This is a genomic window from Pelomicrobium sp. G1 (assembly GCF_051905455.1).
In the GTDB taxonomy this organism is placed as follows: Bacteria; Pseudomonadota; Gammaproteobacteria; order Burkholderiales; family UBA6910; genus Pelomicrobium.
The window spans coordinates 93,868-118,703 of sequence record NZ_JBQACR010000006.1 but is presented as its reverse complement, the minus strand read 5'-3'; the positions used below and the strand labels follow the sequence as shown (position 1 = coordinate 118,703).

Annotated in this window: 27 protein-coding genes; 18 read left to right on the top strand and 9 right to left on the bottom strand. The window is 66.6% G+C overall.

What is annotated here, in order from left to right; all coding sequences use genetic code 11:
- Positions 1–18 precede the first annotated feature (18 nt).
- The 3 genes from ACTFO6_RS07870 to ACTFO6_RS07860 all read right to left on the bottom strand — a co-directional run bounded on the left by ACTFO6_RS07870 (position 19) and on the right by ACTFO6_RS07860 (position 1,724).
- Positions 19–267, bottom strand: coding sequence for a hypothetical protein (locus ACTFO6_RS07870; RefSeq protein ID WP_439933901.1), 249 nt, complete (start codon positions 265–267; stop codon positions 19–21).
- A gap of 535 nt (positions 268–802) precedes the next feature.
- Entirely contained in the window at positions 803–1,009 is a 207-nt protein-coding gene (locus tag ACTFO6_RS07865) for a 3'-5' exonuclease (protein ID WP_439933960.1), read from the bottom strand.
- 217 nt (positions 1,010–1,226) lie between these two features.
- On the bottom strand, positions 1,227–1,724 hold the full coding sequence (locus ACTFO6_RS07860) for a hypothetical protein (RefSeq protein WP_439933900.1): 498 nt from the start codon (positions 1,722–1,724) through the stop codon (positions 1,227–1,229).
- Between the two features lie 53 nt (positions 1,725–1,777).
- On the opposite strand from ACTFO6_RS07860, the gene ACTFO6_RS07855 reads away from it, so the two are divergent.
- From ACTFO6_RS07855 to ACTFO6_RS07825, 7 genes are all read left to right on the top strand, one after another.
- Positions 1,778–2,197, top strand: coding sequence for a secondary thiamine-phosphate synthase enzyme YjbQ (locus tag ACTFO6_RS07855; RefSeq protein WP_439933899.1), 420 nt, complete (start codon positions 1,778–1,780; stop codon positions 2,195–2,197).
- 444 nt (positions 2,198–2,641) lie between these two features.
- Positions 2,642–3,136 carry a TRAP transporter small permease subunit gene (locus tag ACTFO6_RS07850; RefSeq protein ID WP_439933898.1) on the top strand — a complete coding sequence of 165 codons (495 nt, stop codon included), beginning with the start codon at positions 2,642–2,644 and terminating at the stop codon, positions 3,134–3,136.
- A 12-nt stretch (positions 3,137–3,148) separates the two neighbouring features.
- Positions 3,149–4,438, top strand: coding sequence for a TRAP transporter large permease (locus tag ACTFO6_RS07845; protein WP_439933897.1), 1,290 nt, complete (start codon positions 3,149–3,151; stop codon positions 4,436–4,438).
- 98 nt (positions 4,439–4,536) lie between these two features.
- Complete coding sequence (locus ACTFO6_RS07840) at positions 4,537–5,343, top strand: GntR family transcriptional regulator (protein ID WP_439933896.1); 807 nt, start codon at positions 4,537–4,539, stop codon at positions 5,341–5,343.
- A gap of 12 nt (positions 5,344–5,355) precedes the next feature.
- Entirely contained in the window at positions 5,356–6,597 is a 1,242-nt protein-coding gene (locus ACTFO6_RS07835; RefSeq protein ID WP_439933895.1) for an aconitase X, read from the top strand.
- On the top strand, positions 6,594–7,016 hold the full coding sequence (locus tag ACTFO6_RS07830) for an aconitase X swivel domain-containing protein (protein ID WP_439933894.1): 423 nt from the start codon (positions 6,594–6,596) through the stop codon (positions 7,014–7,016). Before ACTFO6_RS07835 ends, ACTFO6_RS07830 begins: the two co-directional genes overlap by 4 nt.
- A 26-nt stretch (positions 7,017–7,042) precedes the next feature.
- The gene (locus ACTFO6_RS07825) at positions 7,043–8,029 is read left to right on the top strand and encodes a TRAP transporter substrate-binding protein (RefSeq protein WP_439933893.1); all 987 of its coding nucleotides are present in this window, start codon (positions 7,043–7,045) and stop codon (positions 8,027–8,029) included.
- Here the strand turns inward: ACTFO6_RS07825 and ACTFO6_RS07820 are convergent.
- A complete protein-coding gene (locus ACTFO6_RS07820) occupies positions 7,971–9,122 on the bottom strand; it encodes an SGNH/GDSL hydrolase family protein (RefSeq protein WP_439933892.1) in 1,152 nt (383 codons plus the stop codon). The genes ACTFO6_RS07825 and ACTFO6_RS07820 overlap by 59 nt on opposite strands.
- Positions 9,123–9,522: 400 nt before the next feature.
- On the opposite strand from ACTFO6_RS07820, the gene ACTFO6_RS07815 reads away from it, so the two are divergent.
- The 5 genes from ACTFO6_RS07815 to ACTFO6_RS07795 all read left to right on the top strand — a co-directional run bounded on the left by ACTFO6_RS07815 (position 9,523) and on the right by ACTFO6_RS07795 (position 13,298).
- The gene (locus tag ACTFO6_RS07815; protein WP_439933891.1) at positions 9,523–9,894 is read left to right on the top strand and encodes a hypothetical protein; all 372 of its coding nucleotides are present in this window, start codon (positions 9,523–9,525) and stop codon (positions 9,892–9,894) included.
- A 105-nt stretch (positions 9,895–9,999) separates the two neighbouring features.
- Positions 10,000–10,434, top strand: a complete 435-nt coding sequence (locus ACTFO6_RS07810) for an STAS domain-containing protein (RefSeq protein ID WP_439933890.1) — start codon at positions 10,000–10,002, stop codon at positions 10,432–10,434.
- 182 nt (positions 10,435–10,616) lie between these two features.
- Positions 10,617–11,291: a hypothetical protein gene (locus tag ACTFO6_RS07805; RefSeq protein WP_439933889.1), complete on the top strand. Its 675-nt coding sequence runs from the start codon at positions 10,617–10,619 to the stop codon at positions 11,289–11,291.
- 223 nt (positions 11,292–11,514) lie between these two features.
- A complete protein-coding gene (locus ACTFO6_RS07800) occupies positions 11,515–12,987 on the top strand; it encodes a DEAD/DEAH box helicase (RefSeq protein ID WP_439933888.1) in 1,473 nt (490 codons plus the stop codon).
- A gap of 38 nt (positions 12,988–13,025) precedes the next feature.
- Positions 13,026–13,298, top strand: a complete 273-nt coding sequence (locus tag ACTFO6_RS07795) for an RNA recognition motif domain-containing protein (protein WP_439933887.1) — start codon at positions 13,026–13,028, stop codon at positions 13,296–13,298.
- A 526-nt stretch (positions 13,299–13,824) separates the two neighbouring features.
- Here ACTFO6_RS07795 and ACTFO6_RS07790 read toward each other — a convergent pair.
- Together ACTFO6_RS07790 and ACTFO6_RS07785 are read right to left on the bottom strand one after the other, a co-directional pair.
- Positions 13,825–14,028: a cold-shock protein gene (locus ACTFO6_RS07790; RefSeq protein ID WP_333843018.1), complete on the bottom strand. Its 204-nt coding sequence runs from the start codon at positions 14,026–14,028 to the stop codon at positions 13,825–13,827.
- A gap of 185 nt (positions 14,029–14,213) precedes the next feature.
- On the bottom strand, positions 14,214–15,839 hold the full coding sequence (locus tag ACTFO6_RS07785; RefSeq protein ID WP_439933886.1) for a hypothetical protein: 1,626 nt from the start codon (positions 15,837–15,839) through the stop codon (positions 14,214–14,216).
- Positions 15,840–16,044: 205 nt separating this feature from the next.
- Here ACTFO6_RS07785 and ACTFO6_RS07780 point away from each other — a divergent pair, with 205 nt between their 5' ends.
- Entirely contained in the window at positions 16,045–16,311 is a 267-nt protein-coding gene (locus tag ACTFO6_RS07780; protein ID WP_439933885.1) for a hypothetical protein, read from the top strand.
- A 148-nt stretch (positions 16,312–16,459) separates the two neighbouring features.
- Here the strand turns inward: ACTFO6_RS07780 and ACTFO6_RS07775 are convergent, their stop codons facing one another.
- Positions 16,460–17,032 (bottom strand): RT0821/Lpp0805 family surface protein, encoded by a 573-nt coding sequence (locus tag ACTFO6_RS07775; protein ID WP_439933884.1) that lies wholly within the window; start codon positions 17,030–17,032, stop codon positions 16,460–16,462.
- A gap of 184 nt (positions 17,033–17,216) precedes the next feature.
- Between ACTFO6_RS07775 and ACTFO6_RS07770 the strand changes: the two genes are divergently transcribed.
- The 3 genes from ACTFO6_RS07770 (at position 17,217) to leuA (ending at position 20,849) form a co-directional block, all read left to right on the top strand.
- Positions 17,217–18,347: a PQQ-dependent sugar dehydrogenase gene (locus ACTFO6_RS07770; protein ID WP_439933883.1), complete on the top strand. Its 1,131-nt coding sequence runs from the start codon at positions 17,217–17,219 to the stop codon at positions 18,345–18,347.
- 183 nt (positions 18,348–18,530) lie between these two features.
- Complete coding sequence (locus ACTFO6_RS07765; protein WP_439933882.1) at positions 18,531–18,884, top strand: hypothetical protein; 354 nt, start codon at positions 18,531–18,533, stop codon at positions 18,882–18,884.
- A 267-nt stretch (positions 18,885–19,151) separates the two neighbouring features.
- Positions 19,152–20,849, top strand: a complete 1,698-nt coding sequence (gene leuA, locus ACTFO6_RS07760) for a 2-isopropylmalate synthase (protein ID WP_439933881.1) — start codon at positions 19,152–19,154, stop codon at positions 20,847–20,849.
- 56 nt (positions 20,850–20,905) lie between these two features.
- Here the strand turns inward: leuA and ACTFO6_RS07755 are convergent, their stop codons facing one another.
- Positions 20,906–21,433 (bottom strand): HNH endonuclease, encoded by a 528-nt coding sequence (locus ACTFO6_RS07755; RefSeq protein WP_439933959.1) that lies wholly within the window; start codon positions 21,431–21,433, stop codon positions 20,906–20,908.
- A 235-nt stretch (positions 21,434–21,668) separates the two neighbouring features.
- On the opposite strand from ACTFO6_RS07755, the gene ACTFO6_RS07750 reads away from it, so the two are divergent.
- Complete coding sequence (locus tag ACTFO6_RS07750; protein WP_439933880.1) at positions 21,669–22,901, top strand: diguanylate cyclase; 1,233 nt, start codon at positions 21,669–21,671, stop codon at positions 22,899–22,901.
- Between the two features lie 3 nt (positions 22,902–22,904).
- Here the strand turns inward: ACTFO6_RS07750 and ACTFO6_RS07745 are convergent, their stop codons facing one another.
- Complete coding sequence (locus ACTFO6_RS07745) at positions 22,905–24,353, bottom strand: PLP-dependent aminotransferase family protein (protein ID WP_439933879.1); 1,449 nt, start codon at positions 24,351–24,353, stop codon at positions 22,905–22,907.
- Positions 24,354–24,538: 185 nt separating this feature from the next.
- Between ACTFO6_RS07745 and ACTFO6_RS07740 the strand changes: the two genes are divergently transcribed.
- Positions 24,539–24,793 (top strand): DUF2917 domain-containing protein, encoded by a 255-nt coding sequence (locus ACTFO6_RS07740; protein ID WP_439933878.1) that lies wholly within the window; start codon positions 24,539–24,541, stop codon positions 24,791–24,793.
- The last annotated feature ends 43 nt before the right edge of the window (positions 24,794–24,836 follow it).

Sequence of the window (24,836 nt, the reverse complement as noted above, 5' to 3'; positions counted from 1 at the left end):
CACGATGTGGGCAGTAGATCACGATATTGTCCAGGTGCGCTCCTGGGCGACATATTCGATCGAGCCTTCCTGCGCATCGCAGGCAACGGTCATGTAGGCGTGCCCCTTCTTAAACGCCTTCTCGTCCACCCCGATCACCGGCATCGCGCGCGGGCGCTTGCGCGTCCGTCCCCGCGCCACCGCCCGGCTCATGATGCCCCACAGCTCGTCCCAAGAGAGCCGCAGCAGCGCACGAGCCCCTTCAATGGTGGCACACTGCTTGAGCACATCGATCGCCTAGCGCTCCATTAGAAGCATAAAACGCGAGCGCGCACCCGCCCACGGCACGCTCACCTGCACCACGACGTGCTCCGGGCACTCCACCCGCGCAATGCGCGCATGCACTTAAGTGCCAAACTGGCAGGTATCCAGGTGCCGCCACACCCGCTCCTCGGCGTGATCGCGACAGGCAGCTCGCGCTGACCTCGGGGACACGGCCGGCTACCCCAGGCTCATGTTCCAGCCAAATATCCACCCGCCCTTTCGCCACATCGAGGTCAACATGTCCCACAAACCACGGCGCGGGCGAGCCCCAGAATCCGCCCGTAAAGATCAGTATATCGCGCATGACAGCCCTCCCTCTGCAGAAGCTTCATAGCGCAAACCGCGACTCATGGCAAACCCGGATGGACCTGGTTTTCTGACCGGAAGCCGCATCGCGACAAGTTTCTTCCGGTGAACTTTAAGAAGCCTGGCAAAAGCACGCAAGCAGCCTGGCTTTTCCCTTCGCAAAGGAAAGGAGGGGAGTGGGAGTGAGGGACCCTTAGGCCGCCAGCCTAGCCCGGGCTTGACCGAGCTTCGCCACGAACGCGGATTCCTGATGCCAGGTGATGAGGAGCTCGTCCATCGCCCGGGTCATGGCCACGTAGAGGAGCCGCGCTTCCTCCTTGGGGTCCTGCTCCCTGCAGGGCCTGAAGCCGACGCCAGGGATCGCCCCTACCGGAAACTCCAGTCCCTTGCTCGAATGCATGGTCATGACCTTGACGCTGTCCTCGGCCGGATGGAAGTTGCGGTTGCGCCGGTTGCCGTTCAGCCACTCCACCGGAAGCGTCGCCGCGCGCAGTCGCTGGGTGATCTCCTCGCCGATGAAGTGTGAGCGATAGATCACGGCCACGTCTTTCCACGCCCGGCCGCGGCGGTGCGGCGCCTGAAGCCGATGGGCGATGAAGTTGGCTTCGGCCTTGAGGCTAGGCAGCTTGGCGAGCTCCGGAGGCGAGCCGTGGCGTCCGGCGCTGGAAGGTTCCATCAGGGGAATGCCGTCCTCTTCCGCCTCTTCCGGCGCAAGCACGTCCCGGGCGGATTCGTAGGCCACCGCCAGGATCTCCCCGGTGTTGCGGTAGTCGAGCCTGAGAATGGTGGTGCGCCCCCGGGCCCGAATGCCGGCGCCCGCCAGGCTGATTGCGCCGCTTACCCTTGTGGTAGATCGACTGGGCGTCGTCGTAGAGCAGCAGAAACGCGTTGGTTTCCGGGTCCACCATCTGGACCACGAGCTGGAGCCACTCCGGCTGGAAGTCGTGGCCTTCGTCGATCAGCATGGTGCCGTACTGGGCGCGGGGGATCCGGCTCTTTTCCACCGCTTCGATCACCCGCTGAACCAGGGCCTCGTAAAACGCCTCCGGGTTCTTGCCCCGGGACGCCCGTTGAGCCCGCCCGCGCTGCCAGCTAACATCGGCGGCGCGTCCCATCGGCTTCCATCCGGAGGGAGTCAGCGGTTCGCCTGAAACTTAGGAATCGGTCCATGAAATCCTATCGCAAGGAACTCTGGTTCAATACCCCGACGCGCACGGACTTCGTCAACATCACGCCCCAGGTCGCCCAAGCGCTGCGGGAAAGCGGCATCCAGGAGGGGCTGTGCCTGGTCAATTCCATGCACATCACCTCATCGGTGTTCATCAACGACGACGAGACGGGGCTGCACGCCGACTTCACCCGCTGGCTGGAAGGCCTCGCGCCCCACGAGCCAGTGAGCCAGTGGCGCCACAACGATACCGGCGAGGACAACGCCGACTCCCACCTCAAGCGCCAGATCATGGGGCGGGAGGTGGTGGTGGCGGTCACCGGCGGGAAGCTGGACCTGGGCACCTGGGAGCAGATCTTCTACGGCGAGTTCGACGGGCAGCGCAGAAAGCGGGTGCTGGTGAAGATCATCGGAGAGTGATTCACCCGTTCCTCCGGTTGATGCGGATCGGGCTTCGGGCTTGATCCGCAGGGCGATGCTTGGCCTCCTCCTCAGGCCCGCTCCCCTTCCCAATCCCACAACAGGCAGCATGCGTAGAGCGAAGCCTGCCTGCGCCGCATGGGTCGCGGCAGGCAGGCAAAACGCACCGACGCCACGCCCGGAGGCGCCCGAGCGGTGCGCCAAGGCGCACCCTACGAAACTGGCAAACGCTGCGACAAGGCCACCCTGCAGCTGTGATGGCGGTCAATGGTTCGTCAAACCTTGACCGGAAACTCAACCCCGCGCCGCCGATGCATCTCCCTTCCGCGAACATCCCGAGCGCCAATGCCCACCCCTTGCCAGGCTCGCTCTTTTATGACTTAATACGTCTTAATATAAGTTGGGCGAGGCCGATGCGCTTGCGCCCGAATCAGGAGGAGGTCCATGCACGGGCTGGCGCGGCGGTTGGAGCGCATCGGCCAGGCGATGAGCGTGGCGGCGGTGGCGGTGATCGCCGTGCTCGCCTTTCCCATCTTCTACGACGCCCTGGCCCGCAAGGCAGGCGCGCCCACGACCTGGGTGTTCGAGGTGAGCCAGTACGCTCTCATCACCGGCTCGTTCCTCGCCAACGCCTTCGCCCTCAGGCAGGGCAACCATTTCCGCGTCCAGCTCATATTCTCCCTCTTTCCCCGCTGGAAGCGCCTGCTGGACGACCTGGCCCTCGCCGCTACCCTCGCCTTCGGCCTGGTAATCCTGGTGGCGGGCGGCATGCTGACCCACTACTCCTTCGTGAACGGGATCCGCTCCGCCTCCATCTTCAACGTCCCCCTTTACCTGCCCCAGATGATGATCCCCCTGGGCGGGCTGGCGCTGGTGCTCCAGGCGCTCGCCATGCTGGTGCTGCGCCAGGCGCCGGCGGAGGCCATGGAATTCGAGTGAGGAGAGACGGGCGTGGAATCCGCCGGGCTGATCGCCATCACCCTGCTCTTCCTCTTCATGCTGCTGTCGATCCCCGTGTTCATCTCCATGGGGCTCGCGGCGTTCATCGGCTTCGTCATGGTGAAGGGGATAGACCTGGCGATCGCCAGCTTCGGCGACATCGTCTGGCAGAGCGCATCCATCTTCGAGCTGGTGGCGATTCCGCTGTTCATCTTCACCGGCGTGCTGGTGGAGAAGATCGAGGCGGGGCGGGATCTCTTCGACTTCGCCAAGGCCTGGGTGGGCAACGTGCCGAACTCCCTCGGCGCGGCCACCATCCTCGCCTGCGGGGTCTTCGCCGCCATCAGCGGCTCCAGCATCGCCACCGCCGCCACGGTGGGCATCGTCGCCATTCCCCTGCTGCTGCAGGAGCGCTATTCCCAAGCCCAGGCGGGTGGCTTCTGCGCCGGGGGCGGGACCCTCGGCATCATCATTCCGCCCAGCATCCCGTTCATCCTGTACGGGGTCATCACCGAGACCTCGATCGGCAAGCTGTTCATCGCCGGCATCCTGCCGGGCATCCTGATGATGTCCCTCTTCATGCTGTACGTGGTGCTGGCGAGCCGGCCGCGGATCGTGGTCAGGCATACCCCCAGCCCCGGCCAGCGCCGGGAGGCGGCCCGCAGGGGCATCGGCATCCTGCTGCTGCCCATCGTCATCATCGCCGCCATCTACACGGGGCTGTTCACGCCCACCGAGGTGGGGGCACTCTCCGCCGTGTACGTGCTGCTGCTCGGCTTCGTGCAGCGCCGGCTCACCTGGCGCCGGTTCCTGGACGCGAGCTCCACCGCCACCCGGACCACCTGCATGCTGCTCATGCTGGTGGTTTTCGGCCAGTACTTCGCCCATTTCCTCACCTTCGAGCAGGTGCCCCAGACCATCGCCGGGTGGATCACCGCCTACGACGCCGGGCCCTTCGTCACGGTGACGCTCATGATACTGGTGTACCTGGTGCTCGGGATGTTCCTCGAGAGCGCGGCGATGCTCCTGATCTCGATCCCCATCTTCTTCCCGATCGCCATGCACGTGGGCATGGACCCGATCACCTTCGGGGTCTTCGCCTGCATCGCCATGGAGATCGCCCAGATCAGCCCGCCCGTCGGCATCAACCTGTACACCATCCACGGCGTGTCGCGCATACCCCTGTGGAACCTGGCCAAGGGAGCGGCGCCGTTCCTGCTAATCCAGCTCGGGATGCTGTACGTGGTGTATTACTTTCCGGCGCTCTCGTTATGGCTGCCCCAGCACATGATAGGACGCTAGCAAAGCTGCTGCGCGTCCCGATTGCTTTGTCGCGCACTCGGGCCGCTCGCGACGCTTTGCTTGTCGCTGTTAAGGGGCGGTAAGGGAGTAGTCTGCCCATGAAAATCGAACGCGAGAGCAGCATCGCCCTCTACGTCCAGATCGCCGACCGCCTGGCGCGGGACATCGCCGAGGGCCGCTACAAGCCTTTCGAGCGCCTGCCCTCGGAGCCTGCCTTGATGACGCGCTTCGGTGTCTCCCGCGTTACCGTGCGGCAGGCGCTCGCCCTGCTCGCGCGCCAGGGGCTGGTGTCGGCCAAGCAAGGCAAGGGAACGTTTGTCGGGGCCCCGGTGGTGCGCCACGAGCTACAGGACCTGCGGGGCTTTTACGACGCCCTTGTCAACAAGGGCCACACGCCGCAGACGCGGCTCCTCAAGTTCGAGCCGGTGCAGGCGCCCGCGCCGATCGAGCTGGCCCTCGGCGCCGCCGGACGCGAGGCGATGTTCCTCCAGCGGGTGTATTCCCTGCATGGTCATCCGTTCGCGCTGGCGAGGGCGTGGCTTCCGCCGGCGGCGGCGCGGGTGTCCTGGGACGAGGCGAGCCGCAACCCGATCTACTCCATCCTGGAGGAGCTGCTGGGCCTGCGCGTCACCCGGGCCGAGGTGAGCATCCTCGCCCGGACGGCGGAACCCGAGGAGGCGAAGCTGCTGGAGCTGCCGGCGAACAGCCCAGTGCTGGTCATGGAGCGGGTGTCCTACTCCGTCGAAGGGGCGATGCTGGAATGCTCCCGCTTCAGCATCCGGCCCGAGAGCTACCGGTTCAGCCTGAGCGTCCACGGACCCTTCGCCATCACCCGCAAGATCCAGGAAGTGGTCCCACCGCCCCGCGGACCGGCGACAGTCTCTCAACGCAAACGCAAGCGATAGGAGGTGAGCACCATGCAATTGACCGCTGAAGAGCGGGCCATGCTCCGCGGCGACCTGGGCGTCGCGGTCAAGGAAGCGCTCGAATACCAGATTCGGGTGGGTGAGTTCTTCGGAGCAAGACGCTTCGTTCCAGTAACCAACGTGCACATGATGGGCGACATCGAGGTGATGGGCGAAGGGGGCCTGTCTTGGCTCAGGTGCACTGCAGAGAAGAAGGCACGCTGCGCAGTGAACGTCACGACCAACGCCCGCTGCATTGATTTCGACTTCACAGAGAAGCTTCAGCAGGATCCCAAGGCGGTGGCCGAGGAGCGGGAGCTGATCGGGCTGCTGCGCGGCATGAACGTCACCACCACCGACACCTGCATCAACTATCAGACCCTGTATCAGCCCCACCTGGGCGAGCACGTGGCCTGGGGTGACACCGGCACCGTGATCTACGCCAACTCGGTGCTCGGGGCGCGCACCAACTTCGAGAGCGGGCCCGCGGCCTTGGCCGCCGCCCTCACCCGGCGGGTGCCGGAGTATGGATTCCATCTCGACGCCCACCGCAAGGGCACCTTCATTGTGAACCTGGAAGCGGACTTGGACGACCTGGCCGACTGGGGCGCCGTCGGCAAGCTGGTGGGCGAGCCGCACCAGAATTACTTCGAGGTGCCGGTGTTCACGGGGCTCAAGCGCACCCCGGTGGCCGACGAGCTTAAGCACCTGGGCTGTGCCCTGGCGAGCTACGGTTCCATGGGCATGTTCCACATGGTGGGGGTTACGCCGGAGGCGCCGAGCGTGGAAGCGGCCTTGGGCGGCAACAAGCCCCACACGGTGATGACCATCACTAACGCGGATCTGGAGCGTCTGTATCAATCCTACGATCTCAAGGACGGGCGCTGCGACCTGATCGTGTTCTCTGGTCCCCAGCTCTCCCTGTGGGAAGTCAAGGACCTGTCGGAGCGCTTCGACGGCAAGAAGGTGCATCCTGGGACCCAGGTGTTCGTGACCTCGAGCAACGGCGTGCTCTCGGCCGCGCGCAAGCTGGGCTATGTGCAAAAACTGGAGGCGGCTGGCGTTACCCTCATGGAGGGCGTGTGTTTCTACATCCTGCAGAACCTGTCCCAGCTCCGTGAGCGCAACGGCTGGACCAATATGATTTCCAACTCGGCGAAGATCGTGAACATCATCGGCGCCCATCGCTTCAACACCATCCTGCGCCGCACCCAGGATTGCGTCGATATCGCCGTGACCGGGAGGATCCGATGAGCGAAGTGCTGGAAACGATTCGAGTCAACCGCGCCTTCGGCGAGGTGGTGGAAGGGGAGGCGGTGGTGTCGGAGGAGGGGTTCAGCCCTCGCTACGACCTGGACCGCTGGAGCGGGGTGATCACCAAGCCCGGCCACAAGCTGGAGGGGACCCTGATCAAGGACAAGATCTGCTTCTTTCCCACCGCCAAGGGCGGCATCGCCGCCGGCTGGGCCTTCTACGACATCAAGCACAAGGGCATCGCCCCCAAGGCGCTGGTCTTCGGCATCACCAATCCGGTGATGGTGCAGGGCGCCGTGTTCGCCCACATGACCATCACCGAGGGCTGGTCGCGCCCGCCGGGGGAGTGCATCAAGACCGGCGACTGGGTGCGGGTCGATCCGCAGCGCAAAGTCATCGAATTGCTGAAGCGCAAGTGAGCAAACCCTAGAGAGGAGGAGCGAGGATGACACCCAAGCTTAAGAGCTTTATGACTGCCGCAGCGCTGGCGGCGGCTTCCTTGAGCGCTTCCGCCGAAACGCTTTCCCTCGCGACGTGGGGCACCTCCAGCCACCCCCAGGTGAAGCTGTTCACCCAGCCGTTCATGGAGGCGGTGGAAAAGAGGACCAACGGGGCGATCAAGTTCAAATACTTCCCCGACGACCAGATGGTGAAGCAGAACTTCGTGCCCAACGCCGTGCCCACCGGCACGGTGGACATCGCCCTCACCACGCTGGATAGCTGGGCCGGGCGCATTCCCGACGTGTCGGTGACGACCATGCCCTTCTGGCCCCTCTCCATGCAAGGGACGCGGGAGCGGCTCGTTCCAGGAAATCCGATTTTCGACTGGTTCGACCGGGAGTTTCAGAAGAACGGCGCCAAGATCCTGTGCATCTTCGACATCGGGCCGCCGGTGGTTTCCACCAACTTCGAGCTGCGCGGGCCGGAGGACCTGAAAGGCAGGAAGATCCGGGCCACATCCAAGGGTCACGCGGAGCTGCTCCAGTCCCTGGGCGCGTCCCCCGTGGTGCTTTCCGTGGGCGAGGTGTACCAGGCGCTCCAGCGGGGCACGGTGGACGGGGCGGTGGGCGGGCTCCAGGGCATGGTGGGGCTCAAGCACTACGAAGTCGCGAAACACGTCATGGCCAGTAACGGCGTGCTCGGCACCTACATCCACGGCTACGTGATGAATCTCAAGCGGTTCAAGAGCCTCTCCAAGGAGCAGCAGGAGATCATCCTGCAGGCGGCGGCGCAGGCGCGCAACGCCGCCCAGAACTTCATGATCCAGAGCTACCAGCAGTTTCTGGGCGTCGCCCAGGAAAAGGGCATGAAGCTGTTCGCGCTGCAGGAAGGTTCCCCCGAATGGGAACGCTGGCAGGCGGCCGTCGTCAGCTTCAATGCCGCGCAGAAGAAGAACTTTTCTCCGGAACTGCTTCAGGTGCTCGGCCAATAGCGTGCAGGCAGAAAGCGCGGGAGCCGACGGCCTGATCCCGGTCACGCTCCCTGTTCCGGTACCTGTGCGGGCAGAAAGCCTGCGTCCGTCCGCGGCGGCGTAGCGCGAGCGGCGCCAGCGCGACCGCGGCGAGGACCGCGGTCGAAGGCTCGGGAATCACGGCGAGGGCCGCGTGCGCCAAGGCGGCGTGGCCCGCCGTCGTGGGATGGATGCCGTCCCAGAAGAAGGTACCGCTCGGGTCGGCGATGCATGCGAGGCTCGCCGCGCAGGCCGACGTGACATCGGTAATGCCGAAGGCGCCGGGTTCGCTGACGACGGCATTCACCAGACCGAAGAGGTCCAGGAAGCGCACGCCGCCCAGGAGGTCCGCCGGCAGGGTGGTCAGTTCCGCCGCGAGCGCCAGGTTCATCGCCATGGCGAGCCCCGTGGCAAGCGTCGCCACGCCGGGAAACATGGCGTCGAGCGCCCGGATCGCCGGCGACTTGCCGATGTCGGGCACGTTGGCGAGCAGGAACTTCCGCGCACCGGCCGTCTCGAGCTGGGTCAGGATGGATCCGATGTTATCCGCGTAGTCCGAAATGAGCACCGTGGGATCGCCCCCGCCGGCTGCGATCTCGAACGCATCCCGCGCGTCGTTGCCGCCGCCCACGATCACGTACAGGGCGCTGGACGGCGCGATTCCGCCGGTCCCGGCGAGGAAGAAGCCGATCTGATCGAGCAAGCTGAACGGGAAAGAGGAGCCGAGGGGACCGGTGCGCGCGCCGCCGAAGGCAAAGTTGGTTCCGCCTAGAAGCGAGGCTTGGGCGCTCAGGCCCAGGCTCGCCGCGAGCTGCTCCACCCAGACCGGCCCGTTCGAATAGCGGTCCGAGGCGTAGGGAAACGTGGGGATAAAGCTCGGGTCCGGAATGGGCGTGGCTGTGCGGGGCATGTCCGGCGGCGCCGGGCTATCGAACACAACCGCGTTGTTGCCCGCATCCGCCAGGCTGTCGCCAAAGACGAAGAGACTGGTGATCGCCGCGCCGGCCGTTGCCGTATACAGGGCAAAGCATGCGATCGCCACCGATCGCGCGATGCGCCCGAAGCCCGTTGCCATAGTCGCCTCTTTTGACCGTCATCTCGCGTCTTTCGAGAGACGTCGCCGAAATTAAAAAATGCAGCCTTCATGCCAAGCCGAACCTTTACAGACGGATCAGAGATTTAATTCCTGACTTCGTGATGCATGCCGGAATATTACCGCCATTTGTAAATCCGGCCGACATCGCAGCAGGCGTTTTGTCGGCCCATTTTTCCGAAAGCATCCAGGCAGGAGCGGATCTCGCCCCTGTCTTCGGTCCAATCCGTTAGGAAATACCCGGTCCGGCTCGGAACCGCGCCCGCCAAAGTCTCTGGCACGGTTCTGGCTCGTATCTCGTTCGTGAGCCATCTCGCCGGAAGCGGCGCCCGCGCCGTCTGCCTCGAAACGCGGGTTGGCCCGGCAGGAAGGAGGATAGATCATGCATTTCGACCAGAGGCTGTGCCGCAGCGAGCCGATCGTCATCGAGCTGGATGGGCGCAAGGGCGGAAGCGCCTTCGAGCTGGAGCTGGCGGAGGCGCTCAACCGGGTTTCCACCGGCTGGTGGAAAGGGCCCCTCATCGTAGTGCTGCGCCACTTCCAGGACAAAAGGGCCCTGGAACCATCCCTGCAATGGCTGGCCTACCTCAGCGTCCAGGCGACCGACTGCGAGTTGTGCCTGGAGGATTGCCATCCGGACCTGCTACGCCTGTTCGACTCGCCGACGTTCCGTCAGCGCTTCAACATCATCACCCTGAGCGCCGAATCCCTCGAGGCGGTCCGCGGCCTCCGATTGCCCGCGCCGGCACTTTGAGCGTCGGTCGTAATATCAAGGACTTCCGTTCCAGCAGCCGATCCCGAACTGGGCTATAAAGAAAAAGGGGATCGCCGCGGCCAGGCGGCAGAAAGCGAGGGTGTCATGTCGATGCGCATCCAAGTGGGCAACGACATCGAGCCGGTCGTCGTCGAGTTCAAGGACCAGATCGATTCTGACTCCTGGAACGAATGCGTCGAAGCCTATAACCGGATTCCCCGGATCTGGTGGAAGGCGGTGGTCATCGTCCTGCGCAACCTGACCGCCGTGGACGAAAACGAGCTACGACTGCTGCTGTACCTGCGCCGGCGGGCGAGCCAGGGTGATTTGTGGGTGCTCGATTGCGCGCCGGAGGTCACCCGGCTGCTGGAAGTTTCCGGCCTCACCCGCCAGTTCAACCTGGTCCGGGTAGAAAACCGCCCGGACCCGTCGACCCGGAAAGGGCGGGGAGCTTCGCGCCGCCCGGCCCAGGCGGCGAGCCCGGCATCGGCCCCGAGCGCGCCCTTCGAGGGGATCGGCGCCGGCCGAAGCCGTTCCTGAAACGCCAAGGCCCAGTCGGCGGGCTTTACACTCCCGCCGGGCGAACCCTTCAAGCCGTTGATTCCGCAGGGCGGCACGCTGATTGCTCGGCCCAAGAGGCGTGGGTCGATTTTGTCGCAGAGTTCCGCAGGTGACCCCGCAATCCCCTCTCCCGTATCCGGAGATTCGACAAGGCCCCTTCCATGGCAACCCTGCAAGCCCGCTCCTTCGCCCCAGCACCTTCGGCCGCTTCGTACCGGCGCCGCTTTCCGGCGTTCCAGGTGGACGGGCAAGGACTGGAAGAAATCCATCGCTTGGCGGAGGAACACGGCTTCTCGGCCACCTGGCATCAGGGGGACCGGCGTCTGAGCGGGCCGGAAGCGCTGAAGGCGTCTGCGAGCCCCTCCCTTGAGGGCCTGACGCTGGAATTGGCCTTGGCCGGTACGGCCGCTCCTACCGCCCGCCTGCGCTTTCACGGCGGCTACGGAATCGTCGAGGGAACCCGGGACTCCCGGGTGCCATCCTTCGCGGCCCAAGTGGAAGCGCTGGCGGCCCGGCGGCTTCCGACCTATGCCCGCTGCATGCATCCCCTCGCCTGGGGCTACGCCACCCTCGCCTACGTGTTGATGACCGAACGGCCCGATCTCTCCCGGGTCGGCACCGAAGCGGCCTTTCTCGTCTGGTCCGGGACCATCCTGTTCGGCGCGCTGATGCTGCTAGTCTCCACCTGCTACCTGCGCCGCAGCCGCGAGCTCAGGCTGGATCCAGGTCCCAGGCGTCTCACCGCCTGGGACCGCCACGGGGAATGGGTGCTGCTGTTCGCGGCGGGCCTGGTCATGGGCCTGAGCGCCGTCTTCATTGGGCAGCGGCTGGCCTGACGCGGTTTCCTCGCCCTCGGAGGCCGCCGGCGGGAAGCGCCGCGCGCCGGCGCAAACCGTGTATAATGCCGGCCAGGATTCGGCGCCAGTTCATCCGGTCAGCGTCGCAATCTCCTCGCGGTTGTTCTTCGAACTCCCTCGAATTCCATCAACGCAACAGCGCATCTGCCTGAACCGGTTCTGACGGCGTGAAGCCGCAGCAGGCCGATCCCAGGAGATCCTTTTGTCCCGATCGTTCGCACAGCTCGGCCTGCAGGCTGAGCTCCTCCGCGCGGTGGAGGAACAGGGCTACACGGCGCCCACACCGATCCAGATCCAGGCCATTCCGCTCATTCTCGAGGGCAGGGACGTGCTCGCCGCCGCCCAGACCGGCACCGGCAAGACCGCCGGCTTCACCCTTCCCCTGCTCCAGCGCTTGGCCCCCGCCGCCAACGGCTCCACCTCACCGGCCCGCCATCCCGTGCGGGCGCTGATCCTCACGCCCACCCGCGAGCTGGCGGCGCAGGTGGAAGGGAGCGTGCGCACCTACGGAAAATACATCCCGCTGCGCTGCACGCTCATCCATGGCGGCGTCAACCTGAACCCTCAGGTCCAGGCGCTGCGCCAGGGCGCGGACATCCTGGTGGCCACCCCGGGCCGGCTGCTGGATCACGTGCAGCAGAAAACGGTGAACCTGTCCCGGGTAGAAATCCTGGTGCTGGACGAAGCCGACCGCATGCTGGACATGGGTTTCATCCGCGACATCCGCCGCATCCTGGCCCTGTTGCCTTCGAAGCGGCAGAACCTGCTTTTCTCCGCCACTTTCACCGATGAGATCCGCAAGCTGGCCGGCGGACTTCTGCACGCGCCGGCGCTAGTGGAAGTCGCACGGCGCAACGCCGAGGCCGAACAGATCGCTCAGCGGGTGTACCCGGTGTCCGTCGAGCACAAGCGGGCGCTCCTGGCCCACCTGATCGCTTCCGGCAACTGGCGCCAGGCGCTGGTGTTCACCCGGACCAAGCACGGCGCCAACCGGCTGGCCCAGCAGCTCAGCCGGGACGGGATCCAGGCCGAGGCGATCCACGGCGACAAGAGCCAGCCCCAGCGGACGCGGGCGCTGCAGCGGTTCAAAGACGGGCAGATACGCATACTCGTGGCGACTGACATCGCCGCCCGCGGCCTGGACATCGAAGCCCTGCCCCACGTGGTGAACTACGACCTGCCCCAGGTGGCCGAGGATTACGTGCACCGCATCGGCCGCACCGGCCGAGCGGGCGCGAGCGGCGAAGCCGTTTCCCTCATGACTCCGGGCGAGCAACCCCTCCTCGGCGCCATCGAGAAGCTGCTCAACCGCCGCCTGGAGCGCCATCGAGTGCCGAGCTTCGAGGCTCGCCGAGACTCTCGCGCTGGATCCGCCAGCAGCGAATCGGCCGCCGGCGCTCACCCGCACCACGCTGTAGCGGGCTTCCGCGGTGAGCGCCCAGGCAGTGACCCTCGGGGCACCCGCGCAACCGCGAGCCGCGGCCGGGCACGAAGTCACGCCGGCGTTCATGGGGCGGCCCATGGGAGTGGCAAAAGCCCGTTTGTCTCCCATGCCCACCCGCCATCGGGCTCCGGCGCCGCTTCTGCGATGCCGGCCGAAAGGAGACGCCGCGCGGGGCGCAGCACCCGGCCAACCCCCGCGCTGCTCAACGCCTCGTCCCGAAGCGAAGCCTGATCGGTCTCCATCCAACTCAAACCGAGGAGGAATTCCGGATGAATATCTTTGTAGGCAACCTGCCACCCCAAGCCACCGAGGCGGAGCTGACCGAATTGTTCAAGGCCTTCGGTGACGTGAGATCCGCCCAGGTGATGCGGGAGCTGTTCACGGGCGCCTCCCGCGGCTTCGGCTTCATCGAAATGCCCGGCAAGCAACACGCCCTCGCGGCGATCCGGAGCCTCAACGGCAAAGAGCTGCACGGCCGCCCCCTGAGAGTCCATGAGGCGCGTCCTAAGGGACGGACGGGACGGACGCGAGCCCCCCGGTGAGGGCCCGCGCCGAAGGCGGGGATCAACGGCAAGCGAGCGCCCGAAAAGCCGCCGACGCGAAAGCGTTCGACCGGAGCTCCATTCCCCATGCGCTTCGCCATAGAAGGCGGTCGAAGAGGCGGCGGACGCGAGCCCCCCGGTGAGGGCCCACGCCGAAGGCGGGGATCAACGGCAAGCGAGCGCCCGAAAAGCCCGCCGACACCCAAACGCTCGACCGAAGCACCACCACCCACGGGCTCCGCGAGAGAAGGCGGTCGAAGAGGCGGCGGACGCGAGCCCCCCGGTGGGGAGCTGTAGCGGCCGGCGGCCCTTTGCGTCCGGACTCGGGTCGCATCCCCATCGTGCCGATGGGGCCCCTGCTCCACCTCGCCGGCCGCCCGCCGGAGGGCGGAAGTGAGCCCCGGCGTTTCGCTAGGGTTCTGACCCTGGAGGCGGCAGACCGAAACCACGGGGTGTTAAGTCTTCCAAGAAACAAAAACCCCGGCACGATCATGCCGGGGTTTGATGCGTTCGAACGGTTGCGTCGTCAGGCGGGATTGACGTTGGACGCCTGCTTGCCCTTGGGGCCTTGGGTCACGTCAAAGGATACCTTTTGCCCTTCTTTCAGGGTCTTGAAGCCCTTGCCCTGGATCGCGGAGAAGTGGACGAAAAGATCTTCACCGCCCCCGTCGGGGGTGATGAAACCGTAGCCCTTCGCCTCGTTGAACCATTTCACCGTACCGGTGGCCATTACACAATCCTTTCCAAAAAAACAAACCAAACCCGCGGCCGTAACCGCGTTCCCATGTCGGACCTACAAGACTGCGAACCGCCAACCGGTGGTGCAAACCTTGCAGCGAACACGCCGCCTTTTTAGCCGACTCCCGCTGCCGTGTCAAACATTTGCACCGCCGCCGGCGCCTGTCGGAAAAACACCTACCCGGTGCGCCACCGGGCCAGCCGGGCGAGGGCGAGGGCGGCGAAAGGCAACGCCAGGCCGATCAAGGTCTGGGTGACGAGGAGCATTCCCAGCTCGCTGTAGTCAGCGGGGACCAGGACCGCCCCGGTGGCGGGATCGCGCACCTCCCGGGTGACGACGAAAACCTGATTGAGGTACTTGGTACCAAGCTGGGCCGCCGAGAGGGCCAGGTTGGTGAACGAGGCCATGACGGCGAAATAGGTGGCCTTCAGGTTGGCGGGCGCCGAGTTGGCGATCCAGGCGAGCATCGGAATCATGGCGATCTGCCCCAGGGGCGATTCCAGGGCGGTGTTCACCAGGGCGATGAAGCGGGCGTCCACGAGGCCACCGGTCACGGCGGCGGTCCACCGGTGCAGTCCATAGTACATGCCGACGATGGGCAGCGCCAGGAGCGTCCCGGCGATGGTGAGGAAACCCACCACGTAGCCGATGGAGCGCTCCGCCATGAAGCGGCGGAAGATGAACATGCCCGCCAGGGTGAGGGTGCTGCCGATCAGGGAAAGCACGGACAGGAAATGCTCGTCGAAGCCCAGCTCGTCGATCATCCACCAGGTGAGCCCGGCGCCCGGCGTCGGCACCGCGCGGAAGGCGAAGATCACGACCGCCGTGCCGATCAAGGTGGCGCGCGCATAGGGATCGAGCTCCCGGGTGAGCCTGGCGATGAGGAACAGGACGATGGCGAGGGAACCAGCGAAGATCAGCTCCTGGTTGTAGGGCACATCGCTCAGGCCCAGCCCCACGGTGAAGGCGACGAAGGCGCAGCCTCCGCCCAGGATCCACCCGTTGGGGGCCGGGCGCGCGACGGGCCCCAGCACCAGCTCCTCCGCCGCTTCCCTGCCGTAGCCCTGGGCCGTGAGCCGCCGCAGGTCGCGGCGCTTGCGCACTGAATGGATCACCACGCCCGCCACCGAAATGGCGGGAATCGCCAGGGCCATCAGGTAGACGCGGTAATAGATCTGCGCCTTGGCTTCCATGGGCAGGGCCTGGGTGCCGGAGAACACGTACAGGTTGACCATTGCCACCAGCACGGCGCCGCCGATGATGGCCACCCTCCCCAGGGTCTGCATGGTGGTGTGCATGCCCTTGCGAGTAGCCGGGTCGATGGGCCGTCCGTCCGGGTCTACCCGCGGCACCGCCTCTACCGTCATGGCGTCCGCCACCGCGTCCTGGAGCACATAACCCACGGGAGCGAGGAGCGCGGAAAGCACGTACCACGCCTCCGCCGGTATGAGGGCGACCAGGGCCTCCCGATGGCCGATCAGCCCCACCATGATGAGGAGGCTCGCCGCGATGAGGGTCGCTCCCAGGTAAACGAGGGCGCTCTTCCAGCGCCACACCAGGTCCACCAGGTGTCCCAGGGGCATCTTGAGGGCCCAGGGAATGTTGACCCAGAACCCGAGGGCGGCCAGAAACGCGGCGGAAAGCCCCAGGTAATCCTTGACGAAGAAGGCGCCCACGATGTCCGTGAGGCCGGAGATTCCCGCCGCCATGTACACCATCAGGGGCGGCAGGTAGGAGAGCCGCATCTCCCGGCCCAAAGAGAGGAGGTTGCGGTCCACCCAGCGGTAGGCGGCGGTCAGCATCGACGTATGCGGCAGCGGGGCGCGCTCGCCCGTGGGGGCATTCTATGCCCGGACCGGGCTCCCTGGCCGGAAAAACGACGACCGGAAGTGCGGGAGCGCGTAAGTGATCGCTCAGCAACCGGCTCTTGCATTAGGCTGCCATGGGGCGGCTGGCGTTTCCGCGAAGTCCCCACCCTCTGGATCGGCCCATTCCCCGGAAGGTGTCATGATCTCGTTCCAGGACTGCCTCGGTTTTTCGGAGCTCACCGAAGAGGAAATCCTCGCCATCGCGGAGCACGAGCACATCCCGGAAATCGCCGCCCTGGAGCTGGGCAACCACCTGGCCCAGACCCCGGAAGGGGAACACCTCATCAGGGCCATGATCGTCGAGGACATCCAGCAGGCCGAGGCGAGCGGCGACGTCCGGCGCGCCGAGGCCCTGCGGGGTGTGCTGCGGCGTTTCATAGAGCACCACGCGGGGGCCGCCCGCTGAGGAAGAAAAAGGCGGATCGCGGCACCCAGGGTTCCACGAGCGTTTTAGAGCTTCGTATCGGCGGCGACGCTCGCCGTCTCCCCATGGGACAGGACCAAAAAAGCCCGGCGCGGAGCCGGGCTTTTCGCTGGAAGAGGGGATGGCGGGTTCAGCCGATCACCTGCCATTCCCCCTCACCCACCTGGCATGCTTTGCCGCGCACCCTCTCCTTCCTGCCTTCCACCGTGACCACGCTCTCGTACTCCCGGCACTTGCGGCCCTCGTGGGTGAAGCCCTTGAGGGGCGTCACGGCGTAGGTGACGCCCTGGGGGTTGCTCCAGGTGACGGTCTGGCGGTCCGCCGCCAGCTCCAAGGCGTGGCCGAAGCAGGCCCGGTCCTCCCGGTCCATTTCCCGGCCGATGCTCGCCCCGATCACCGCGCCCAGCACGCCCCCGATGATGATGGCGGCCACCTTGCTTTCGCCCTTGCCCACCTGGGAGCCCACCACCGCGCCCACCGTGCCCCCCAGCACGGCGCCGATGGCCTCCCGGTTGCAGCGGCCCGAGAGGATGCCGTAATCCCGGGGCCACTTGTGGCCGGAATAGCCCACGTAGTAAGGATCGTGCTTCTTGCGCCATCCGTGGGCCGGGGCCCAGGGGGGTGGGTCCGCCCAGGCCGGTGAAGGCGCCACCCCCGCCAGCACGGCCGCCAGCAGGACCGCCGCGGCCCCGCGACCCTTCATTGCGCCTCTTTTCTCCACGTACACCCTCCTTTTCGCCAAATCGAGACTTTAAGCTTAACGAACCGCCGCGCCGTCGGCTGACCGCACCGGTCGGGACTTACGAATTTCGGCACTTTGGAACTCGGTTCGCTTTGCGCCCACCAACCGGTTGTGCCGGTTTCGTCCTGCTCATCAGGGAGAAAGCATGATTCGTTCCATAGGCTGCCTCCTCCTCGCTGCCGCCCTCTTCTGCGCCCAAATCGCCGGCGCGGACGACGTTCATCATTCCCAGGCCCATTCGTTCCGGGTGGTCACCCTCGCCCGCGGGCTCGACCATCCCTGGGGGCTCGCCTTTCTCCCCGACGGCCGCTTCCTGGTGACCGAGCGCCCCGGCCGGCTGCGCCTGGTCGCGCCGGACGGCACCCTGGATCCCCTGCCCGTCGACGGGGTGCCCACGGTGGCAGCCTACGGCCAGGGGGGACTGCTGGACGTGGCCCTGCACCCCCGCTTCGCCGACAACGGCCTCGTCTATCTCTCCTACTCCGCCCGGGGCGACGGAGGTATCGGCACGGAAGTGGCGCGGGGGCGGCTCAACGGCCACCGCCTGGAGAACGTGGAGGTGATCTTCCGCCAGACGCCCAAATCGGGGGGCGGGCGCCACTTCGGCTCGCGCCTGGTGTTCGACCGGGAAGGCCACCTCTACATTACCCTAGGGGACCGGGGCGAGATGGAGCGGGCCCAGCGGCTCGACGACCTAGCCGGCAAGATCGTGCGGCTCACCGAGGACGGTCGGGTGCCGAAGGACAATCCCTTCGTGGGCCGGCCGGGGGCCCGGCCCGAGATCTATTCCCTGGGCAACCGCAACGTGCAGGGGGCGGCGCTCCATCCCCGAACCGGCGAGCTGTGGACCCATGAGCACGGACCCCAGGGGGGCGACGAGGTGAACGTCATCCGCGCTGGCGTGAACTACGGCTGGCCGATCATCACCTACGGAGTCGAATACGGCATCGGCACCAGGATCGGCGAAGGCACCCACAAACCCGGCATGGCCCAGCCGATCCACTACTGGGTGCCCTCCATCGCGCCCTCGGGCATGGCGTTTTACACCGGCGACAAGTTCCCCCGCTGGCGAGGAGACTTGTTCGTGGGAGCGCTCAAGCACCAGACCCTGGTGCGGCTCAGGCTGCGGGGAGAGCAGGTGATCGAAGAAGAGCGCATGCTGAAGGGGGACCTGGGGCGAATCCGGGACGTACGCACGGGTCCCGACGGCTACGTCTATGTCCTGACCGACGCCAGGAACGGCGTCCTCGCCCGGCTGGAGCCCGCGGGACAATAGCCTGGATATTTCACGAAGACGCCCCAGACCTGAACGTACGATGCGCAAAATCACCGTATTGCGGCTTGAGCCCTAGGGGCAATTTGTCTCGCCAGGCTACTCGGGTCCTTCATCCTCCCGAGTCCCTCATGAAGCATCCGGGCTAGTCTTGCATCGCAAGCGCCGGAAGTCCACCATGAAGAAATGAAGACTTGTCCGCGCCGGGTCCTCGCCTCCCCCAGAGAATCCCTGATCCAGCGCTTTCCCTGGCCAGGAGGGTTGCTGCGGGACGTGTTGCGGGGCTCGCCCTTGGAGCGCGCAGCCGCCTACCGGCACAACCGGGCCCAGCTCGGGCTTCTGCTCGCCTACACCGTCCGCTGGAGCGCGATGTTGGCCGCCTTGCTGGCCCTGCTGCAGATCGTCTCCCGGGCCGCCTCGGGAGCCGAGCCACCGCTCATCACCGTGCTGGGCAGCGCCCTCGGGCTCGGCGCGGCCCTTTGCGCCGCAGTGGTGGCGGTCATGGGAGCGGCCTGCCTCTACCTGCGCTTCGTCCGCTAGCTTCTTGAACTATCCGGGCAGGGCCCGGGGGCTTGCCGAGCCGCCCCGTTTTGGGGCATCATCGCGTCATGATTCTGATCGGCAGCCGGGCTTTCGGTCTTTCGACCAGCCCTCTCGCTTTTCCTCTTTCCGCAAGCCTCCTGCTTGCGGGGCTGCTGCTGCGCCTGCTCGGGCGCTGACGACTTCCATCTCCCCATTCGCGTTGTAACGGCCCGCCCCACCGGGGCGGGGAAGCTTTTTCGACGACGGAAACCCAGGAGCGTTACCATGGTGCAGGAACCTGCGAAAAAATACCGACCTTTCAAGCCGGTCGATCTTCCCGACCGGGCCTGGCCCGGCCGGGTCATCAGCGCGCCGCCCATCTGGCTGTCCACCGATCTGCGCGACGGCAACCAGGCGCTGATCGAGCCCATGAGCGTGGAGCGCAAGCTGCGCCTGTTCGAGCTGCTGGTGCGGCTGGGTTTCAAGGAAATCGAGGTCGCCTTCCCCTCCGCCTCCCAGACCGACTTCGACTTCGTGCGGCGGCTGATCGAGGAGGACCGGGTGCCGGAAGACGTGTGGATTCAGGTGCTCACCCAGGCGCGGGAGGACCTGATCCGGCGCACCTTCGAGGCGCTGCAAGGGGCGAAGCGCGCCATCGTCCACCTGTACAATGCCACTTCCCCGGTGTTCCGCCGGGTGGTGTTCCAGCAGGACAAGGGGGGGGTGGTGGACATGGCGGTGCGCGGCATGTCGCTGATCAAACGCCTCGCTGCGCAGCGGCCCGAAACCGAATGGCGCTTCGAGTACAGTCCCGAGACCTTCACCGCCACCGAGCTCGACTTCGCCCTGGAGGTGTGCAACGCCGTCACCGCCGTGGTGGAGCCCACGCCCGAGCGCAAGCTGATCCTGAACCTGCCGGCCACAGTGGAGGTGGCCACTCCCAACGTCTACGCCGACCAGATCGAGTGGATGCACCGCAGCCTTGCGCGCCGGGAATCCATCGTGCTGTCGCTGCATCCCCACAACGATCGGGGCACCGCCGTGGCCGCCGCGGAGCTAGGGCTGATGGCCGGGGCTGACCGGGTGGAGGGGTGCCTCTTCGGCCACGGGGAACGCACCGGCAACGTGTGCCTGGTCACTTTGGCGCTGAACCTGTATTCCCAGGGCATCCATCCCGGGCTCCAGATCGACGACATCGACGAGGTGCGCCGCTGCGTCGAGTACTGCACCCAGCTCCCGGTGCACCCGCGCCACCCCTACGCGGGCGATCTGGTGTACACGGCATTCTCGGGCTCCCACCAGGACGCCATCAAGAAGGGATTCGCGGTGCAGCGGCCCGACGCCCCGTGGGAAGTGCCGTATCTGCCCATCGATCCGGCCGACGTGGGCCGCAGCTACGAGGCGGTGATCCGGGTCAACAGCCAGTCGGGCAAGGGCGGCGTCTCCTACCTCCTGGAGCGGGATTACGGGCTGCAGCTTCCCCGCCGGCTGCAGATCGAGTTCTCCCGGGTGGTGCAAAGGCTCACCGACACCTCGGGCAAGGAAGTCACTGCCCGGGAGATCCACGAGCTGTTCAGCCGCGAGTACTTGGAGGCGTCGGATCCGTACCGCTACCTCGCCCACCACGTGAACGAAAAGGAAGGGGGCGAAGTGGAGATTACGGTGGAGCTGGAGCAGCGGGGTCGCCGCCGCACCCTGCGGGGGCGGGGCAACGGGCCCATCGACGCCTTCGTGCATGCCCTTGAGGAGGAGGTGCGGGTGCTGGACTACCACGAGCACGCCATCGGCGCCGGGGCCAGCGCCGCCGCGGCCGCCTACGTGGAGCTCAAGCTGGGGGACGGCCCGGCCCTCCACGGAGCGGGCGTGGATGCCAACATCGTGAGCGCGTCGCTAAAGGCCATCGTCTCGGGGGTTAACCGGGCGCTCGCCCAGGCGGCGGAGACGGCGCCCCGCACCGCGGCGACCCGCGCCGTCGCGGCATAGGGTTGATCGGGCTCGCGCGAAAGACGGAAGCGCCTTGGCCGGCGGGGCCGACCCGCTTAGGAATGCAGTCGGCTGTGCTTGGGCACGTTCGCCATCAAATATTCCATCTGGTCGGCGAGGATGCGCCGGTTCTGCAGGATCAGGTGCTCGAAACGGCTGGGCACATAGGGCGCGTAGAGCAGGCCCATGCGCGCCGCCTCGGGGGTGCGGTTGTTCTTCTTGCCGTTGCAGACCTTGCAGGCGGTCACCACGTTCATCCACCGGTCCCTTCCGCCCCGGGATAGGGGAATGATGTGGTCCCGGGAAAGCTGGCGTTCCCGGAACTGGTGGCCGCAGTAGGCGCAGAGGTAGCGGTCGCGGGCGAACAGGGCGGCGTTGGTCAACGCCGGCTCCCGTTCCCGGCTGGGCATGAAGTCGGTGCCCTTGATGGCAATGATGGAGCGGGTGGACAGCTCCGAGCGCACCCCTGTCAGCCGGGAAACGCCGCCGTGGTAGGTGCACACCAAGTTTCCCACCGACCAGGCCACCATCCCCTTGGCGTGGTAGGTGATGGCGTCCTCTACCTCCAGCCACCGGTCGGGCATCCCGGCCAGATTTACCGCCAGAATCCAGGTCACGACAGGCCTCTGCTACGACGCATGGTTGCAAAAATCGCGCCACGTAAGAAATTACCACAAAATCCGAAAAAATCCTCGCGCCGGCCGTCGGGCGCCGGCCGCCGGGCGCCGGCCGCCGGTCGGCGCCGGGGGCAAGCGGGGGGCGGCGCCCGGGCTATAATTCCCATCGATCTTCCCGGCAGCTTCCTTCTCCGAGCCGACCTTGACCGCCGCCCTGAATCGGGCCCTTTTTGCCGTCGTTGTCCCGGCCACCGCGATCCTCGGGGCGTTTTTGCTGGTGCGCTACGGCGGGCAGCTGCCCCCTGCCGTGGCGGCGCTGCGCAACTACGGGGCCTACGCCATGCTCGCGGTCACCGCCTTGACCAGCCTGGGCTTCAACCGCAGCCGGCCTTTTTTCGTCGCCCTCACCCTCGCGGCCGCCTACCTGGGCTACAAACTGATCATCGTCCCGGACCTGGGGAGCGTGGCGGCGCGCACGGTTTACCTGGGCATCTGCCTCCTCGTGCCCGTCAACCTGGCCTTGCTGGCGTGGCTTCCCGAGCGGGGCATCTTCAACGTCTGGGGCCTGCGCCGCCTGGTGCTGATCCTGGGCGAGGTAGCCCTGGTGGCGGCCTTGGCTCGCGCCCAGGATCTTTACCTTTTGAACCTCCTCGAACAGCGGCTGTTTGCCCTGGCCCTGCCCGGCTCGCCCCCCATTCCCCAACTCGGCGTTCTGACCGCCGCCGGGTCCTTCCTGGCGATCGCCGTCCGGCTCGTGGGCCGTGGCTCCCCCAACGAGGCTGGACTCGCCGGGGCGCTGGCGGCCTTCACGTGCTTCGCCTACACCCTGGCCCACCCGACGGCGGCCAGCGCGTTCGCCGCCGCCGCGGCGCTCATCCTGTTCGCCAGCCTGCTCCAGGACTCCTACCGGATGGCTTTCCGGGACGAACTCACGGGGCTGCCTAACCGCCGGGCGTTGAACGAACGCCTGATGAGCCTGAGCGGCCACTACGCCGTGGCCATGGTGGACGTGGATCACTTCAAGCGTTTCAACGACGCCCATGGCCACGACGTGGGCGACCAGGTGCTGAGGATGGTGGCTGCCCGCCTGGCGGAAGTGGGCGGGGGTGGGCGCCCCTACCGTTTCGGCGGAGAGGAGTTTGCAGTGCTCTTTCCGGGCGTGACCCTCCGGGAGGCGCTGCCCCACCTAGAAGCGCTCCGGGCCCGGATCGCTGGGTACAAACTGGCGGTGCGCGGCAAGGACCGCCCCGCGAGCGAGCGTTCGGGACGGCGAGAGCGGGGCCGACGTGCGCCGGACACCCACGTCTCGGTCACGGTCAGCGTCGGGGTGGCCGAGCCGAACGAGCGCTACACCAGCCCCGAGGAGGTGCTGCGGGCGGCGGACAAGGCGCTCTACCGGGCCAAGCGCCGGGGGCGCAACCAAGTCAGCCGCTGAGACTCACGCCGGCACCCGGGCTTTGTGGCGCGTTGCTTCCAACTGATGCCGGACCAGATCTCCGAGCCGCATCACCGCTTGCTCCAGCGGCCGGGTCAGGGGATGGCCGCAGTTCAAGCGGATGCAGTGGCGGTAGCGGTCGGATGCCGTGAACATGGGCCCCGGCGCAATACCGATCCCATGTTCCAGCGCCTCCCGGTGAAGGGTCATGGCGTCCACCCCCTCGGGCAGCTCGATCCACAGCACGAAGCCGCCGGCGGGCCGGGTGATGCGCGTCTCCTTGGGAAAAGAGGCGGCCACCGCGTCCGACAGGGCGCCCACCTGGGCCGCCAGGCGGGTGCGCAGGATCCGCAGGTGGCGGTCGTAGCCCCCGCTTTCCAGGAACTCGGCCAGCGCCTCCTGCAGCAATTCGGGCTGGGCCATGCTGGCGACGAATTTGTGGGTATAAACCCGGTCGCGATAGCGGCCCGGCTCGACCCAGCCGATGCGGAATCCCGGCGCCAGCGTCTTGGAAAAAGAGCCGCACAGCAGGATCCACCCGTCCGGGTCGTAGCACTTGGCCACTTTAGGAGGGTGCGTGCCGTTGTAGATCTCGCCGTGGACGTTATCCTCGATCACCGGCACCCGGTGGGCGGCGGCAAGCCCGGCCAGCCGCTTTTTGTTTTCGTCGGACAGGGTGGCGCCCAGGGGATTGCTGGCATTGGACATGACCACCGCCGCCTTCACTTGGCCCGAGCGCATGGCCAGCTCCAGGGCGTCCAGGGACAGGCCGCGCCGCGGACAGGTGGGAATCTCCAGGGCCTTCAGCTTCAGGCTTTCCACGATCTGCAGCAGCCCGAAATAGGTGGGGGACTCCAGCGCCACCGTGTCCCCCGGCTCGGTGACGGCGCGCAGGCACAGGTTGACCGCCTCGGTGCAACCGCTGGTGACGATGAGATTGCCCGGCTCTAGCCTACAGCCCCAGTCCAGGGCGCGGCGGGCCAGCGCCTGGCGCAGCCGGTCGTTGCCCGGCGGAAGGGAATAGGCGGAGATCAGCCGGGGCTTGCGCCGGGCGAGGGAGGAGGCGATGCGCTGCAACCGGGCCGCGGGGTAGAGTTCCGGCGCGGCGCACGCCGTGCCGAGGGGCGCGATCTCAGGCCGCTTGCCGGCCTCTAGGAGCGCTTCCACCAGGTTGGACACGCCCACCTTGGATGGGCGGGCGGGCGGCTCCGAGCGCTGCGGCTCGGCCAGTCGCAATCCGGGATGGCGCACGTAGTAGCCCGACTGGGGGCGGGCCTCGATGATCTTGCGGTCTTCCAGCAGGCGGTAGGCTTGGAGCACGGTGGAGATGCTCACCTCCCGCTGGGCCGAGAGGCGGCGCACGGACGGCACCCGCTGCCCCGGGCGCAGGGTGCCCGCTTTGATCAGCGCCGCGATTTCGTTGGCGACGGTTTCGTAGAGCGGCGGCTGCATCGGTTGAGCCCCGTCAATCCCATTCGTCATGAGCCCGTTCGATCATGGACCCGGCCGGGACCGCGTCAAAGACACAGTTGCCCGGACCGCCTTCCAGCACAGTTTCCCGGCTCCCGAACTGTTTCGCAAGCAAAACGGAATTTCTGATTCTGTTATCGGGCAGGCCGGCTGCCTATGATTCTTGCATGGGCGCCCGTCCGAGCAACGCGGACCTCTTCCTGGAGAAAGGCCAGATCCTGCGCCTGCGCAGGGGTCAGGGGGTGCGGATCGCCTGCGTCTCCGGCCTTCTGTGGATGACCCAGGAGGGCGACCCGGACGACTGGTTCATCGCCGCCGGCCGGACGATGACGGTGAGCGCGCCGGGGCTCACCCTGATCGAGGCCCTGGAGCCATCCATCGTAGCCTTCTCTCTGCCCCTGCCGGCGCGACCCAGGGGCTAGCCCTTAGTGCCCCTGGTTTTCCTGCCTCCGCAGCCTTCCTCCC

Excerpts from the sequence above, each read along its gene's own strand:
- ACTFO6_RS07775 (WP_439933884.1), bottom strand. The coding sequence starts at position 17,032 with ATGAAGGGTCGCGGGGCCGCGGCGGTCCTGCTGGCGGCCGTGCTGGCG.
- ACTFO6_RS07780 (WP_439933885.1), top strand. The coding sequence starts at position 16,045 with ATGATCTCGTTCCAGGACTGCCTCGGTTTTTCGGAGCTCACCGAAGAG.
- ACTFO6_RS07835 (WP_439933895.1), top strand. The coding sequence starts at position 5,356 with ATGCAATTGACCGCTGAAGAGCGGGCCATGCTCCGCGGCGACCTGGGC.
- ACTFO6_RS07755 (WP_439933959.1), bottom strand. The coding sequence starts at position 21,433 with ATGCCCGACCGGTGGCTGGAGGTAGAGGACGCCATCACCTACCACGCC.
- ACTFO6_RS07820 (WP_439933892.1), bottom strand. The coding sequence starts at position 9,122 with ATGGCAACGGGCTTCGGGCGCATCGCGCGATCGGTGGCGATCGCATGC.
- ACTFO6_RS07850 (WP_439933898.1), top strand. The coding sequence starts at position 2,642 with ATGCACGGGCTGGCGCGGCGGTTGGAGCGCATCGGCCAGGCGATGAGC.
- ACTFO6_RS07790 (WP_333843018.1), bottom strand. The coding sequence starts at position 14,028 with ATGGCCACCGGTACGGTGAAATGGTTCAACGAGGCGAAGGGCTACGGT.
- ACTFO6_RS07825 (WP_439933893.1), top strand. The coding sequence starts at position 7,043 with ATGACACCCAAGCTTAAGAGCTTTATGACTGCCGCAGCGCTGGCGGCG.
- leuA (WP_439933881.1), top strand. The coding sequence starts at position 19,152 with ATGGTGCAGGAACCTGCGAAAAAATACCGACCTTTCAAGCCGGTCGAT.
- ACTFO6_RS07795 (WP_439933887.1), top strand. The coding sequence starts at position 13,026 with ATGAATATCTTTGTAGGCAACCTGCCACCCCAAGCCACCGAGGCGGAG.
- ACTFO6_RS07785 (WP_439933886.1), bottom strand. The coding sequence starts at position 15,839 with ATGCTGACCGCCGCCTACCGCTGGGTGGACCGCAACCTCCTCTCTTTG.
- ACTFO6_RS07865 (WP_439933960.1), bottom strand. The coding sequence starts at position 1,009 with ATGCATTCGAGCAAGGGACTGGAGTTTCCGGTAGGGGCGATCCCTGGC.
- ACTFO6_RS07860 (WP_439933900.1), bottom strand. The coding sequence starts at position 1,724 with ATGGGACGCGCCGCCGATGTTAGCTGGCAGCGCGGGCGGGCTCAACGG.
- ACTFO6_RS07815 (WP_439933891.1), top strand. The coding sequence starts at position 9,523 with ATGCATTTCGACCAGAGGCTGTGCCGCAGCGAGCCGATCGTCATCGAG.
- ACTFO6_RS07805 (WP_439933889.1), top strand. The coding sequence starts at position 10,617 with ATGGCAACCCTGCAAGCCCGCTCCTTCGCCCCAGCACCTTCGGCCGCT.
- ACTFO6_RS07830 (WP_439933894.1), top strand. The coding sequence starts at position 6,594 with ATGAGCGAAGTGCTGGAAACGATTCGAGTCAACCGCGCCTTCGGCGAG.
- ACTFO6_RS07740 (WP_439933878.1), top strand. The coding sequence starts at position 24,539 with ATGGGCGCCCGTCCGAGCAACGCGGACCTCTTCCTGGAGAAAGGCCAG.
- ACTFO6_RS07745 (WP_439933879.1), bottom strand. The coding sequence starts at position 24,353 with ATGCAGCCGCCGCTCTACGAAACCGTCGCCAACGAAATCGCGGCGCTG.
- ACTFO6_RS07810 (WP_439933890.1), top strand. The coding sequence starts at position 10,000 with ATGTCGATGCGCATCCAAGTGGGCAACGACATCGAGCCGGTCGTCGTC.
- ACTFO6_RS07855 (WP_439933899.1), top strand. The coding sequence starts at position 1,778 with ATGAAATCCTATCGCAAGGAACTCTGGTTCAATACCCCGACGCGCACG.
- ACTFO6_RS07840 (WP_439933896.1), top strand. The coding sequence starts at position 4,537 with ATGAAAATCGAACGCGAGAGCAGCATCGCCCTCTACGTCCAGATCGCC.
- ACTFO6_RS07770 (WP_439933883.1), top strand. The coding sequence starts at position 17,217 with ATGATTCGTTCCATAGGCTGCCTCCTCCTCGCTGCCGCCCTCTTCTGC.
- ACTFO6_RS07765 (WP_439933882.1), top strand. The coding sequence starts at position 18,531 with ATGAAGACTTGTCCGCGCCGGGTCCTCGCCTCCCCCAGAGAATCCCTG.